The sequence below is a fragment of the Thiocapsa marina 5811 genome, assembly GCF_000223985.1.
GTDB classification, from domain to species: Bacteria; Pseudomonadota; Gammaproteobacteria; order Chromatiales; family Chromatiaceae; genus Thiocapsa; species Thiocapsa marina.
Window position 1 is genome coordinate 66,830 of record NZ_AFWV01000015.1, and the last position, 13,456, is coordinate 80,285.

The 13,456-nt window shown below is 63.8% G+C and carries 14 protein-coding genes; 5 read left to right on the forward strand and 9 right to left on the reverse strand.

Annotated elements, in window-relative coordinates; all coding sequences use genetic code 11:
* Positions 1-2: 2 nt before the first annotated feature.
* Both THIMADRAFT_RS19995 and pyrC read left to right on the forward strand, forming a co-directional pair.
* Positions 3-197, forward strand: a complete 195-nt coding sequence (locus THIMADRAFT_RS19995) for a zinc-finger domain-containing protein (RefSeq protein ID WP_007194917.1) — start codon at positions 3-5, stop codon at positions 195-197.
* A gap of 13 nt (positions 198-210) precedes the next feature.
* A complete protein-coding gene (gene pyrC, locus THIMADRAFT_RS20000) occupies positions 211-1,242 on the forward strand; it encodes a dihydroorotase (protein WP_040733022.1) in 1,032 nt (343 codons plus the stop codon).
* Between the two features lie 207 nt (positions 1,243-1,449).
* Here pyrC and THIMADRAFT_RS20005 read toward each other — a convergent pair whose 3' ends face one another.
* Together THIMADRAFT_RS20005 and THIMADRAFT_RS20010 are read right to left on the reverse strand one after the other, a co-directional pair.
* Entirely contained in the window at positions 1,450-2,229 is a 780-nt protein-coding gene (locus THIMADRAFT_RS20005) for an MlaA family lipoprotein (RefSeq protein ID WP_007194919.1), read from the reverse strand.
* A 149-nt stretch (positions 2,230-2,378) separates the two neighbouring features.
* Positions 2,379-3,284 (reverse strand): TraB/GumN family protein, encoded by a 906-nt coding sequence (locus THIMADRAFT_RS20010; protein WP_007194920.1) that lies wholly within the window; start codon positions 3,282-3,284, stop codon positions 2,379-2,381.
* A gap of 173 nt (positions 3,285-3,457) precedes the next feature.
* On the opposite strand from THIMADRAFT_RS20010, the gene rnt reads away from it, so the two are divergent.
* A complete protein-coding gene (gene rnt / locus THIMADRAFT_RS20015) occupies positions 3,458-4,093 on the forward strand; it encodes a ribonuclease T (RefSeq protein ID WP_233490306.1) in 636 nt (211 codons plus the stop codon).
* Between the two features lie 55 nt (positions 4,094-4,148).
* Here rnt and grxD read toward each other — a convergent pair whose 3' ends face one another.
* From grxD to THIMADRAFT_RS20030, 3 genes are all read right to left on the reverse strand, one after another.
* Complete coding sequence (gene grxD, locus THIMADRAFT_RS20020) at positions 4,149-4,472, reverse strand: Grx4 family monothiol glutaredoxin (RefSeq protein ID WP_007194922.1); 324 nt, start codon at positions 4,470-4,472, stop codon at positions 4,149-4,151.
* A gap of 327 nt (positions 4,473-4,799) precedes the next feature.
* Positions 4,800-6,584: an N-acetylglutaminylglutamine amidotransferase gene (locus tag THIMADRAFT_RS20025; protein ID WP_007194923.1), complete on the reverse strand. Its 1,785-nt coding sequence runs from the start codon at positions 6,582-6,584 to the stop codon at positions 4,800-4,802.
* Positions 6,585-6,681: 97 nt separating this feature from the next.
* The gene (locus THIMADRAFT_RS20030; protein ID WP_007194924.1) at positions 6,682-8,232 is read right to left on the reverse strand and encodes a hydantoinase B/oxoprolinase family protein; all 1,551 of its coding nucleotides are present in this window, start codon (positions 8,230-8,232) and stop codon (positions 6,682-6,684) included.
* A gap of 177 nt (positions 8,233-8,409) precedes the next feature.
* Between THIMADRAFT_RS20030 and THIMADRAFT_RS20035 the strand changes: the two genes are divergently transcribed.
* On the forward strand, positions 8,410-8,991 hold the full coding sequence (locus THIMADRAFT_RS20035; protein WP_007194925.1) for a superoxide dismutase: 582 nt from the start codon (positions 8,410-8,412) through the stop codon (positions 8,989-8,991).
* A 323-nt stretch (positions 8,992-9,314) separates the two neighbouring features.
* Here THIMADRAFT_RS20035 and THIMADRAFT_RS27530 read toward each other — a convergent pair whose 3' ends face one another.
* The 4 genes from THIMADRAFT_RS27530 to THIMADRAFT_RS27180 are packed head-to-tail and all read right to left on the reverse strand — an operon-like array spanning position 9,315 to position 11,421.
* Positions 9,315-10,235, reverse strand: coding sequence for a helicase-related protein (locus THIMADRAFT_RS27530; protein ID WP_007194926.1), 921 nt, complete (start codon positions 10,233-10,235; stop codon positions 9,315-9,317).
* Positions 10,232-10,663: a phospholipase D-like domain-containing protein gene (locus THIMADRAFT_RS27535; protein ID WP_007194927.1), complete on the reverse strand. Its 432-nt coding sequence runs from the start codon at positions 10,661-10,663 to the stop codon at positions 10,232-10,234. The genes THIMADRAFT_RS27530 and THIMADRAFT_RS27535 overlap by 4 nt, the downstream gene beginning before the upstream one ends.
* 33 nt (positions 10,664-10,696) lie before the next feature.
* Positions 10,697-11,299: a type II toxin-antitoxin system VapC family toxin gene (locus THIMADRAFT_RS20050; protein WP_083829338.1), complete on the reverse strand. Its 603-nt coding sequence runs from the start codon at positions 11,297-11,299 to the stop codon at positions 10,697-10,699.
* Positions 11,191-11,421 carry a hypothetical protein gene (locus THIMADRAFT_RS27180; RefSeq protein WP_007194929.1) on the reverse strand — a complete coding sequence of 77 codons (231 nt, stop codon included), beginning with the start codon at positions 11,419-11,421 and terminating at the stop codon, positions 11,191-11,193. The genes THIMADRAFT_RS20050 and THIMADRAFT_RS27180 overlap by 109 nt, the downstream gene beginning before the upstream one ends.
* 1,478 nt (positions 11,422-12,899) lie before the next feature.
* Between THIMADRAFT_RS27180 and THIMADRAFT_RS20060 the strand changes: the two genes are divergently transcribed.
* Complete coding sequence (locus tag THIMADRAFT_RS20060) at positions 12,900-13,451, forward strand: cytochrome b (RefSeq protein ID WP_007194931.1); 552 nt, start codon at positions 12,900-12,902, stop codon at positions 13,449-13,451.
* The last annotated feature ends 5 nt before the right edge of the window (positions 13,452-13,456 follow it).

The window sequence follows — 13,456 nt, forward strand, 5'->3', positions numbered from 1 at the left end:
CGATGTCCAACGCAGCCGTCGAGACGCGGACCGAGCATGAGCTGATCGAGGTCAGCCGCAAGGATCTGCCGCTGTCCTGTCCCTTGCCCGGTGCACCTGTGTGGAACATGCATCCGCGGGTCTATCTGCCGATCGAAGACGAGCCGAACCACGAGGCGACCTGTCCCTATTGCGGTGCGCGCTATCGGCTTGTCTAAGATGGCCGAGGTCATGGAGCTTCGCATTAACCGGCCGGACGACTGGCATCTGCATCTGCGCGACGGGGATGTCCTGGCGGATGTGCTCGCCCACACCGCGCGTTGTTTCGGGCGCGCGATCGTGATGCCCAATCTCAAACCGCCGGTCGTGGATACCGCCGGGGCGCTTGCTTACCGAACGCGCATCCTGGACGCACTGCCGCCCGGCAGCGATTTTCAGCCCTTGATGACGCTCTATCTCACGGACGAGACGAGCCCGGCCGAGATCGGCACGGCCAAGGCGAGCGGTCAGGTCTTCGCCTGCAAGCTCTATCCTGCCGGTGCGACCACCAACTCGGAGAACGGGGTCACGGATCTGCTCGGACGCTATCCGGTCTTCGAGGCGATGCAGCGCGCCGCTTTGCCGCTCTTGGTGCATGGCGAGGTGACGGACGATCAGGTCGACATCTTCGACCGCGAGCAGCGCTTCATCGAGGAGCGCTTGGAGCCGATCGTCCGTGCGTTTCCCGGGCTCAAGGTTGTCTTCGAGCATGTGACGACCGCCGAGGCAGTCGATTTCGTGCGCGACGGACCGCCGACGCTGGCTGCGACCATCACGCCGCATCACCTGCTCTACAATCGCAACGCCATGTTGGCCGGCGGGATTCGTCCGCACCTGTATTGCCTGCCGATCCTCAAGCGCGAGCGCCATCGGCTCGCGCTGGTCTCCGCCGCGACGGGCGGTCATCCGAGGTTCTTCCTCGGTACCGACAGCGCGCCGCATGCGATCGAGGGCAAGGAGAGCGCTTGTGGTTGTGCCGGGGCCTTCAGCGCACACGCCGCCATCGAGCTTTATGCCGAGGTGTTCGAGCAGGCCGGCGCCTTGGCGCGGCTGGAGGGATTCGCGAGTCACCATGGCGCGGATTTCTACGGCCTGCCCCGCAACGCCGAGACCATTCGTCTGAGCCGCGAGCCTTGGACCGTTCCGGCATCCTATTCCTTCGGAGCCAGTCGAGTGGTGCCTTTACGTGCCGGTGAAGCCGTCGCCTGGCGTGTCGTGGCTTGAGAGCCGCGCCGATCGGCCCTGCCCGTCAACCGGGCTATGTCGCTGATGGGAGGTAGGGTGGACAAGCGCAGCGCAGTCCACCAGCGTCGGTGCGAGACTCGGTGGACTGCGCTGCGCTTGTCCACCCTACGGCAGTTGCCTTGCTCATCAACCCGCACCCCAGGGCCGATCCCATCCAAGGACATCGCATAAAGCGCCGGGCGCGGTTTAGTCGAACTCCACCTCGTCCCAGAAGTCCTCTTCACCTTCGATGGCTGGCGGATTTCCGTCGTGCACCCGATAGTGGCGCCGTTGCAGATAGGCGTCGCGCAGTAGAATGTAGGGATCGATCGCCGCGTCCTCGAGGATCTGGCTGGTCGCCAAATAGTTGGCCCGCCGGTCGATTGCCCTGAGTGCGACCAAGCCCCAATAGACCCCGTCTCGGTCGACCTTGAAGAGGGGATCGAGGTTGAACAAGGGGTCGGTGAAGATATCGCCGACATCGCCGAAGACATCCCGGACACTGTTCGGCCCCAGGAAGGGCACCATGACGAAGGCGCCGGAATCCAGCCCCCAGTAGCCGAGCGTCTGACCGAAATCCTCCTTGTAGCTGGGTAATCCCACGTTGGTGGCCACATCGACGAAGCCCAGCACGCCGACCGTCGAGTTGATGAAGAGCCGCCCGACGTCGCTGCCGGCACGCGACATCTTGAACTGCAACACGTTGTTGACGAATGAGGTGACGTCGGAGAGATTGCCGAAGAAATTGGTCACGCCTCGCTCGACGGGATCCGGCGTGATGGCCCGATACCCTTTCGCCACCGGCTGGAAAAACGCCTTGTCGAAGTCGGTGTTGAATCGGAAGACGGCCCGATTGAAGGGCTCGAGCGGATCGCGGGGCTCGGAGATCCGGCTCGGCGAAGACGTGCAACCCGTGCCGAGCAGCAGGATTGCCAAGACCACCAGCCCGGTCAGTCGTCGACAGGCGCTCAAATCCCGGTCCTTCATGCGTTGCAGATCTCTCGCGACATGTTCGACAAATGCTATCACAGCCCGTGCCTCGCTCGAGCCACGACCGTTGGTTCGTTGGTTCGTTGGTTCGGTGTGCTTCGTTGCCCCGGACGCCGATGAGCGCTGATCGCCTGACGAGGCGCGCTTCAGAACGCGACCGTCACCTGATAGTCGAGCCTTCGCAGCAGCTCGATGACACCCTGCTTGCCGGGAAGATGCAATGCGCCGATCGCGACGAACCAGCCGCCCTCCGCCAGGAGGGGCGCCATGCGCTCGACCATTCGATGGTTGCGCGAATCGATGACCACGGTTTGGAAGAGCGCGGCAAGACGGGGGTCGGTGTCTGCGAGGTGGCGTTCGCTCAGCTGTTGCAGCGCCTCGACATCGCGCTCCGCGTAGGCGGCGATCAGTGCCTCGAACAGGCGCGGCAGATGTTCGCGCGACGCCAGGGTCTCGCGCAGCAGCGTGATCTGATCGGTCTCCGGCAGCGCGTCGAAGACGGCGAGCTGCTCGGTCATGGTTTCCAGACCCTCGACGCGTTTGCCGTCGGCGATCGCTCGACGGTAGAGCAGCATGTCGAGAAACTCGCCTGTTTCCGAGGGCGGGCTGCTCAGCAGGGTCACGACGGCCCATGGCTTGAGATCCTTGAACGCCTCCTCCGGCATCCCGATGTCGCCCAGCGCGGCGGCGGTCTCCAGATAGAGATCCGCGGGGAGGACGTCGCGCAGCAGCCGTCCATCGGTGAATGCCATGGTAATCATCGCCCGGATGATGGCGGCTGCATCCGGGACCACCTCGAGGGCGACGTTCGGGCTCGCATCGAAGGCCTCGCGGACCGGCGCGGGCAGATCCACGACCCGAACATCCTCGCTGTGGATCGTGCCGAAGAGAAAGCTCGGCGGGGCGCCCGTCGGGGGCCGGATTTCGAAGAGGATGCCGTGCGTCTCGCCGGCCCCGGTCGACCCCGCAGGCGCGTCGGCGATGGCGGGTGGAGCAACCCAGGCGCAGGTGACGCCCGCAAGCAATCCGGCGTGCAGGATTCGGGCAATCATCGTGCGATGCGCCGGTTTCGGCCGACCGGACGATCGGCGCCGGGAGCCTCGGGAATCCAGGTGCGGTCAGGATCGGGCGAGACGACAGCCCGCGGCGGCGCTCTGCCGCGATCAGTTTGTTTGGCATTCATCCGTGCGCCACTTATGCTGTCGCCATGAATCAAGAACCCAAAATGAGAGAAGGGATCGCCGCGCGCTTTCGGGGTTTCCTGCCGGTGGTGGTCGATGTCGAAACGGCCGGTTTCGATGCCCAGCGGCATGCCCTGCTCGAGATCGCCGCTATTATTATCCGAATGCTGCCCGACGGGCGACTCGAGCCGGCTGCGCCGATCGCCTGTCATGTCCTGCCCTTCGTCGGCTCGGAGATCGATCCGAGCGCACTGGCCTTCAACCGGATCGATCCGGACCACCCCTTCCGGGATGCCATTTCGGAATGGGATGCCTTGACCCGCATCCTCACGCCGATCCGCAAGGCGGTGAAATCGACCGGATGCAATCGGGCGATTCTGGTCGGACACAACGCCCATTTCGATCTCGGATTCGTGAAGGCGGCCGTCGAGCGGACCGGATTCAAGCGCAACCCGTTCCACGCCTTCAGTGTCTTCGACACCGTAACCTTGTCGGGCTTAATGTTCGGTCAGACGGTGTTGGCGCGTGCGGCAAAGGAGGCGGGTCTCGGTTGGCAGAGCAGCGAGGCCCACTCGGCGATCTACGACGCCGAGCAGACCGCGCGTCTCTTTTGCACCGTCGTGAATCGCTGGCGCGAGCTCGACCCGGTGCGGGTTTGGGAAGATAAGGAACCGGTCTGAATCCCGGCGAGGGCACACGGGAGGCGTGGCTTCCAAGATCCCCGCATTGGATCGCTCAGGCGGACTTGGATGCCGCCTCTTCCATCATGCTCTTGAGCTGCCCGCTCTCGTGAAGTTCCAGCGTGATGTCGCAGCCGCCGACGAGCTCGCCGTCGATGTAGATCTGGGGGAAGGTGGGCCAATCTGCATAACGCGGCAGATTCTCGAAGATCTCGGGATCCTGCAGGACGTTCACGTAGGCAAAGGGGACGCCGCACTCCTGCAGGGCGGCCGAGGCCCTCATCGAGAAGCCGCACTGAGGGAATTGAGGTGTGCCCTTCATGTAGATGACAACCGGATTCGTCTTGACCTGCTCGCCGATTCGCTCCAGAACATCCATCATTGACCTCTGTCTCGTGTTGTGACCGATCCGACAAGGTTCGGGACGCTAGCGGGCTTTTCAAGCTACCCCGAAAGGGGAGCGGGATCTATCCCGCTTGGGCGCCCTTGGCTTGCGCATACACTCGGCCACGTCGCCGATCGAAGCCGCAGGGTGGACAAGCGGGGCGGGGTGCGCAAGCGGGGTAGGGTGGGCAAGCGGGGTAGGATGGACAAGCGCAGCGCAGTCCACCGTCGCCGACGCAGAAGGTGGACTTCGCTCTCGCTCGTCCACCCTACGGCCGGGAGAATAGACAACGCCGCCTGCATTCGCCGCGTGGCCGGTTTCTTAGCCGAGTGCGTCGACGTTGCGCTGCAACCAAAGCTCCAGCAGGGCGAGGTGCCAGAGTTTGTTGCCCTGGATGCGGGTGTGGTGCATGTCCGGTGCAGCGAGCAGCTGGTCCAGATAGGTCTGCCGGTAGAGACCGCGCTCGCGCCCGGCACGTGAGGCGAGAACATCGCGCATCAGCTCCAGGAAGGGGCCGCGGACGTATTTGAGCGCCGGCATCGGGAAATACCCCTTGGGGCGGTCGATGACGGCGTCCGGGAGGAGGCCGCGCGCCATCGCCTTCAACGGATATTTTCCGCCCTCGCGCAGTTTCAGCTCCGGCGGGCAGCGTGCGGCAAGCTCGACAAGCTGGTGATCGAGAAAGGGCACCCGTGCCTCCAGACCCCAGGCCATCGTCATGTTGTCGACCCGTTTGACCGGGTCGTCGACGATCAGGGTTGTTGCGTCCAGACGCAGGACCGCATCCAACAGCTCGTCCGCGTCGGGCTCGGCCAGGCGCTCGGCGATCAGCGCCGAGGTGTGGTCCTCGCCCGCATAGGCGTCGGTGATCATGCGCAGATATTCGTCGTGATCGCGATCGAAGTAGTGCTTGGCGAAACGTTCGACCGGCGCGCCCTCGCGCTCGGCGGCGATGCGCGGATACCAGAAATAGCCGCCGAAGACCTCGTCCGCGCCCTGACCCGACTGCACCACCTTGACCTCGCGCGAGACCTGCTCGGCCAGGAGATAGAAGGCCACCGCGTCTTGACCGAACATGGGCTCGGTCATGGCGTCGATCGCCTCGGGCAGGCGCTGCAGGACCTGCGCGTTGGGGACCAGGAAGCGATGATGCCGGGTGCCGTAACGCTCGACGACCAGATCCGAGTATTGGAACTCGCTCCCGGCCTCTTCGGGCGTGTCCTCGAAGCCGACCGAGAAGGTGCGTAGATCCGAAACGCCGGCCTCGGCAAGCAGGGCGACCAGCAGGCTTGAATCCAGCCCGCCCGAAAGCAAGACGCCGACCGGCACATCGGCGACCTCGCTGCGGACCTTGACCGCTTGACGCAGCGCGACGTGGGTCGCCTCCAGCCAGTCCGCATCGCTGCGAGGCTCCGCCGGACGCGTGGCGTCCAGACGCCAATAGGTGCCTTCGGTCCGGCCGCCGCGCGCGTCGAAGCGCAGCCAGTGTCCGGGCGTGAGCTTGCGCACCCCGCGCAGGATGGTGCGCGGCGCGGGAACCACGGCATGCAGGGTGAAGAGATGATGCAGCGCGACCGGGTCGATGGCCGTATCCACCCCGCCGCCCGCCAAGAGCGCCTGCGTGCTCGAGGCGAAACGCAGCGTCCCGCCCTGCTCGGACCAATACAGCGGCTTGATCCCGAAGCGGTCGCGCGCGAGAAAGAGCACCTTCTGATTGGCATCCCAGACCGCGAAGGCGAACATGCCGTGCAGGCGCGCGCAGCAGTCGGTTCCCCAGGCGTGCCAGGCCTTGAGGATGACCTCGCTGTCGCCTTCGGAGAAGAAGCGGTAGCCGCGCCCTTCCAGCTCGCGACGCAGCGCCCGATAGTTGTAGATGGTCCCGTTGAAGACCAGCGCGAGTCCGAGCTCCGCGTCGACCATCGGCTGGTTGGAGCGTACCGAGAGATCGATGATGGAAAGCCGCCGATGCCCGAACCCGAGCGCACCGTCGCTGTAGCTCCCGCCATGATCCGGCCCGCGCCGCACCAGCTCGCCCATCATCGCCTGGATGGTCTCCAGGTCGGCCGGCGCGCCGTCGAGCCTCAATTCACCGCAGATACCGCACATCGAACCGCTCCCGTGAGGTCGGGATCGCTCCTCGGCGATCCCGTTTCATGATCCTGGATTTGAACCGCAAAGACGCGAAGGACGCAAAGGAATTTACTCATGCTTCACGCGCTGGTTCCGCCCCCCAGCCACCACCGCCAGGGGTCTCGATGATCAGGCGATCTCCGCTCTCGACACGAAGGCTGACCTTAGGCGGCAATTCCTCGTCGTTCACCCGATTCCGACCGGAGCCGGCGGGGCCGCCGCCCGCGATCCCCCAAGGCGCGCCCCGACGTCGCTCGGTCAGCAGCGTCACCTCGGCCGGTGCGAGAAAGGTCAGCTCTCGGATCAGGCCCTCGCCGCCCGGGCGCGCGCCGTGCCCGCCCGATTCGGACCGCAAGGCATACCGCGACACCCGCAACGGGTAGCGAGCCTCCAGGACCTCGATCGGCGTATTGAGCGTGTTGGTCATGTGGGTCTGGACCCCCGACCACCCACCGCCGTTCGCGCCCGCACCCATGCCGCCGCCGATGGTCTCGTAGTAATCCCAGGCCGCGCCGGCCTCGGCACTGCCGAGGGCCAGGTTGTTCATGCTGCCCTGGCTGGCCGCCGGGATCCGATCCGGGATCGCTCGGGCGAGCGCGCCCAGCACGACATCCACCACACGGCTGCTGGTCTCGACGTTGCCCGCGGCCACCGCTGCGGGGCGCTGCGCGTTGAGCAGGCAGCCGAGCGGTGCGGAGAGCGCGATCGAGCGGAAGGTTCCTGCGCATGCGGGCGTCTGAGGCGGCATCAGACAGCGAAAGACATAGAAGACGGCAGCCGCGGCAACCGAAAGCGGACAGTTGATGTTGCCGGCGACTTGCCCGGCGGTTCCTGCGAAATCGACATTAATCCCCGCCGGCGTCACATCGAGGGTCACCCGGATCGGGATCGCCTCGGTCCCCTGACCGTCGTCGTCCATCACGTCTTCGAAGCCGTAGCGTCCCGACGGGATCGTGCCGAGCGCCGCGCGGGCGAGTCGCTCGGCGTAGTCATCGAGCGCGCGAATCGCCTCCGCGTAGGCCGAGACGCCAAGACCGTCGATCAGCCCCCGCAGCCGAGTCAGCCCGGCACGATTCGCGCCGATCTGTGCGAAGAAATCTCCTCGAGCATCGTCCGGGTTGCGGGTCGCACCGAGGATCCGTGTCAGCAGCGGCCGGTCGATCTCGCCTTGCGCGACCAACCGGCAGGGCGGGATGATCAGTCCCTCCTCGTCGAGCGTGCGCGAGACCGGCATCGACCCGGGCACACTCGCCCCGATGTCGGCATGATGTGCGCGATTGGCGACGAAGGCGACCAGCCGGCCCTCCGCAAAGAGCGGCGCCACCAGTGTCACATCCGGCAGATGGGTCCCGCCCAGGAAGGGGTCGTTGAGCACCACCATGTCGCCCTCGGACCAGTCGAGCGCACCGACGATGTTCGCCATCGCGTAGGCCATGCTGCCGAGGTGGACCGGAATATGGGCGGCCTGAGCACTGAGGTTTCCGTCGCGATCGAAGACCGCGCACGAGAAGTCGAGCCGATCGCGGATGTTCGTCGAGAAGGCCGCTTGACGCAGCACCGCGCCCATCTCCTCGCACACCGACTCGAGTCGGCTGGCGAAAAGCCCGAGCTCGATGGCGTTCATGCTCGCGGATCCTCCGGGCTCGGGTGCGCCGAAACACTGCGGCGACCGCAGGGTTCTCTGAAAGTTTCGCATCTCACGCTCGGGCACCGCGCCCACGGGTTGAGATACCCGAACACGGGCCAACATCTCGGGTGACCGTCGACCACTCCAGATCTCAACCTTAAAGGAGGCTTAACCATGGCCCATGAACTCCCGGCGTTACCCTACGAAAAAAATGCGCTCGAGCCCGTGATCTCCGCTGAAACCATCGAGTATCACTACGGCAAGCATCACCAGACCTACGTCAACAACCTCAATAACCTGATCCCGGGCACCGAGTTCGAGACCATGAGTCTCGAAGAGATCATCATGAAATCCTCGGGCGGATTGTTCAACAACGCCGCCCAGGTCTGGAACCACACCTTCTACTGGAACTGTCTCGCCCCGACCGGCGGCGGTGCCCCGACCGGCGCTTTGGCCGACGCGATCAACGCCAAGTTCGGCTCGTTCGACGAGTTCAAAAAGCAGTTCTCTCAAGCCGCCGCCACCAACTTCGGCTCCGGCTGGACCTGGCTGGTGAAGAACGCCGACGGCTCCATCGAGATCTTCAACACCTCCAACGCAGGCACCCCCATGACCGAGGGCAAAACGGCGCTGATGACCGTCGACGTCTGGGAGCATGCCTACTACGTCGACTATCGCAACGCCCGTCCGAAGTACCTGGAATCCATCTGGGAGAAGATCAATTGGGAGTTCGTCGCGGCGAACTACGGCGCGTGATGCCGGTTGGTTCCGCGTGAAGAGTTCCCGAACGGCATCATGCCGTCCGAAGCTTCAGCGACCCACTTGAAGACATGAAGACCCGAAATGGCCCGGCGCACCGTCGGGCCGTTAGGGATGTCGAACACACATCCTGATTGGAAGCGACCTTCGGCGACCATCCAACCGCGGCGTGTTTCCGGGATCGAGGATCGGGCGATCTAAAGAGCCGACTCAAGTCGGCGTACCGGGACGCCTGAAGCCGGCTGAACGGCCTTCGGGTTCGCCGGTTTGAACCGGCCCCATCAGGCACCTGCGATCCGATCAGCTCGTCCACCCCGCCATCAAAAAGCGTTTGCGCTCATCCGTATCCAGCACCCGAGAGCAACTCTACCAATCCACCTTCTCGACCCGGTGATACCGCAGCTCGAACGGATGCTGTTTGGGAACCGCGTCGATCGTCCGTTTCGCCCGGTCGATCTCGCCGAGTGCAATGTCGATCCAGACGTCCTCCAGGATGTCCGGGATCTGTCCGAAAAGGTTGGCGATGTTCTCCAACCGCTCCGAAAGCAGCGGCCTTTGCGCTGCTCCAGTCGCGACGGATTCCAGGGCAGGTCCAGATTGATCAGGGTCCCGAGTCGCTGCAGATTGAGGCCCTCGGAGGCCACGTCGGTGCCGATCAGCACACGGATCTTGCCGGTGCGCACGCGCTCCTTGATCAGCTCTCGAGCAGCGCCCGTGAAGACGCCGTTGTGCATGATCCCCGAGCGCCGGGCGCCCGCATAGATGCCGATCTCTTCCTCGGGGATCTCTGCGGTGAGCCGGGTCGCGAGCCAGAGGACAGAATCGAAATACTGGCTGAAGATGATGCAGCCGAGCTCGCGCCAGCCTTCCTCCGTGCTGCCGACACGCCGCGGACACTTGCGGATGGACTCCGGGCCGGCGCTCGGATACTCGATGCCGTTCTCGTCCACCCAGCCGCGTCCGTCCCAGACCGCCGAGGGCATGTCGAGCAGGGTGTTCAGCTCACCCTGCCATTGCCAGATGAGTGGCTTGAGGGCCAGAATCAGCACGGGCTTATCGCCGGCACGGGCCATGAGTTGTGCGGCCATGGCGAGCTGGATGGTCTTGCCCAGGCCCACCTGGTCCGCTAGGACGAAGCGAGCCCCGTGCGGTCCCAGATGCATATCGAAGGCGATCTTCACGAAGTGCTTCTGATGCTCCCAAAGCCCGACCTCCCTGCGATAGACCGGCGACTCGATCACGGCGGCCGCCGGATCGGGCTGACCACGCCACTCGTCAAGGTGATCACGCCGGCCTTGCCATGGATCAGTCCGAAGATGGCGTCGGGCAACACCCTGACCTGCAGCTTACCGCTGGCGAGGAAGTCATAAAGACGCTGGAACCGCGGTTTCGCCGCGTCCGGCAGGCGTTCCGGCTGCGCATCGCACCACTCGCGGCGCATCGCGTCCTGGGCGGCCTTCTTCGCGGTCTCGATGTCCTTCGGATCGATGATCGAGTTGCAGACCAGGCGGACCGGGCCGGAGACGGACTCCAGCTCCTCGCCCGCAACCTCCATGATCGATGACGAAAAAAAGCCGGCGATGCGGTCGTAGCCCTGCGCGCCGCGCAGACGCTTTGCAAGAAAGCTGTGATCGAGCCGAATGCGGCGAGACGAGAAGCGGTTGATCATGGCCTCGGGTTAGCGCCGTTGCTGTCGCGGCCATCAACCAGGATCGGATGAATTCGGATTGCCTGATCGGCTCGCAGCATCGTCCGCGCCGACGGCTTCATCAATGGGGCCCTCAGAGACATTCGTGTTCGCCAGATCGATCCAGAGCGGCGTCAGAAGCGAGAGTGACTTGAAGTGCGGATCAGTCGTGACGAATCTGCCGCAGCCATAGTGGTGTGCGATCGCGATGTGCACCGCGTCCATCGCCTTGAGGCGCTCGGCCTCTGCGATCGAGAGGGCATCCGCGAAAATCGACTTGGGTGTTTTCAGGAGAGAATTAGTCTCCAGAATGGCGCGGTAGGCAGTGGCCAATGGTGCTTGCTTCCTTCTCAGAGGACCGATCAACACCTCCAATCGCACCGCGTCGGATGTGCAGAACACCCAGTTGTTCAAGGCCAACCCCTTCAATGCACGACGGACCTTGGGCTGATACCTGTCGAGCCCCTCGACCATCGTGATCCAGGCGCAGGCGTCGACGTAAGCCAGTTTCATGATCCTTCGCGAAAGCTTCGAAGCTCTTGGATGATTTGAAGATGGCTGCGACGGTGTGTGCCGAGCTGATCGAGCCCATCTAAGACCTCGGAGAGATTGCTCCATTGCGCAGAGGTTCCCTGCTCGTCGGCTTCTTGAATGCTGACGCGGACGCGTTTGCCGCAATATCGCCTCGGGACCTGAATCGTCACAGTACCGTCTTCTTCGACATCTGCCACGATATTCATGAAGCGGCTCCTCAATGGTTGTCCGGTACGGCCAGTATATAGGCGTCTGGTGAATCCGGCGCGGCCAACCTTATCGCCCAAAAAGCCGACCCCGGATCGCGCGCCTTAGCCAAAATCCCACACCGCCCCTTGTGTCGGATAAGCGCAGCGCATCCACCGTCCCCGTTGGCCGGGAGCGCCGGTGACGAGACCGGAGCGACGCCGGCATCGACTGGGTTGGATCTCAAAAGCTCAAACCGATGCCGACGGCGTGGTCGGACCCGTACCGGTGATCCAAGAGCCGAGACGATTGCGGATTTGGTCTAACCGCGGGCCTCGCTCGTAAGACAGGCCACCTAGAACACCACTGGCTCGTGACACCCGCTCTGCGGTGTCACGCATGCCCCTGGCGCTCTGCGCCACGTGCCGCGATGGCACCGGGTGGCCGCGGGTGGTTTCCCACCCGCGGCTCCCACAGATCCGGACGTGCGGGACTACCGCATCCGGCTCCTCGATTGAGCGCTCGCTACACGACAACTGTCGCACACCCGTTGGACCATTCAGCCCATGCCGCGATCTCCTGTCGTTCTGTTCAGATGGTCAGGTGACTCGATGTTCACGCCATCGTCCCTTCAGAAGATGTCTCAACCGATCGGCTGCTTCCCTCCCGCGGGTCCGCTGGGGTGCGTTCCCCGCGCTCGGCGGTACTATCAGCCGACTCTGACTGCTCAGTCGCCATCGCGCCGTACTTCGTTGCCTTCGCTTGGCGCTACCTGGCCGTCGGTCCTGTTCGCTCCCGCGAGCCGGACCACCGCTCGCGAGCCTGGGCGGCTTCTTCCGCGGCGCCCGCACCGCGTCACTGACAAGGAGCGACTGAGCTCTCCCAGGTTCCTGGACGACCCGTGCGTACATGCCCTGCTCTCAGACCCCGGCGGAGTCTCGACATCAGGCCGTTGCGATGCCGAAACTGTTGCCTTCCGGTCTTCCGAATACGTCGGCTCCGCCGAACTCAGTTACGGGGCTCTATCACATGGCCTGCACGCCCCCTGTGTACGCTTCGCAGGCGGGATCGCTCCCGCACCACGCAACACTCGGTTCCGGTGGATGGCCAATCCTTACCGGCTCGGGACTTGTACCCGGTGGGTCGCAAAAAGGAGTTTCCGATTGGCTTATCCGTTCGCTATCTTCCCCTCCTTCCAGGCTTTGCCTGGCGCAACGGTCTTACGAGCGAGGCTCGTCGGCGCATCGGCGGCCTCTTGGCATTGATGATGAAACGGCCGCTGGACGGTTTTGGCGCCTCTTCTTGGCTGCGGTGGGCAAGCCGTTGGATAGAGAGCCTGACTGGATGCTTGTGTCGGTGACCATCAGTCCTACTTAGAGCTGGGCAGAGACGAGAAGAAACGGCGTTGGATGGCTGGAGCAGGGAGAGGTTGATTGGCGTGCACGGAGCCTATCGCCACCGACGTGACTTATCACATCAATGTCTTTCGGAGGATTGGATGGAGACCCTTCGCTACAACTATGCTCATCGACTTCTGCATTGGCTGATTGCGCTGATGGTTCTGGGCTTGCTTGCCGTCGGTGCCTTGTTGGGTAACCTCGGTTTCGAGGGTCTGAAGGATCTGGTCGGATTGGAGATGACCAATCAGCTTTACGGATACCATAAGACGTTCGGGATCATTATCCTGGCCCTTATGGTTTTGCGTCTTGTGCTCAAGCGTCTTTTCCGGTCTCCGGCCTATCAGCCACCGCTGAGCGGATTCGAGCGCGCAGCCAGTCTGACCGTGCATAGTCTCTTTTACGTCGCGCTGATCCTGATGCCGGTCTTGGGCTGGATGGGCACGGCGGCCGGCGGTTTTCCGGTGCAGTTCTTCGATTTTACCTTGCCCGGGCTGATCCCCGAGAATAAGGAGCTGAGCGAGACGTTCTTCCAGCTTCACGGGATCGTCGGGTGGGTGATTCTGGGCTTGATCCTGATTCACGTCGCCGCTGCGATCTATCACTGGCGGATCAAACGTGACGGTGTGATGACGCGCATGAGTCTATTATGATGCTC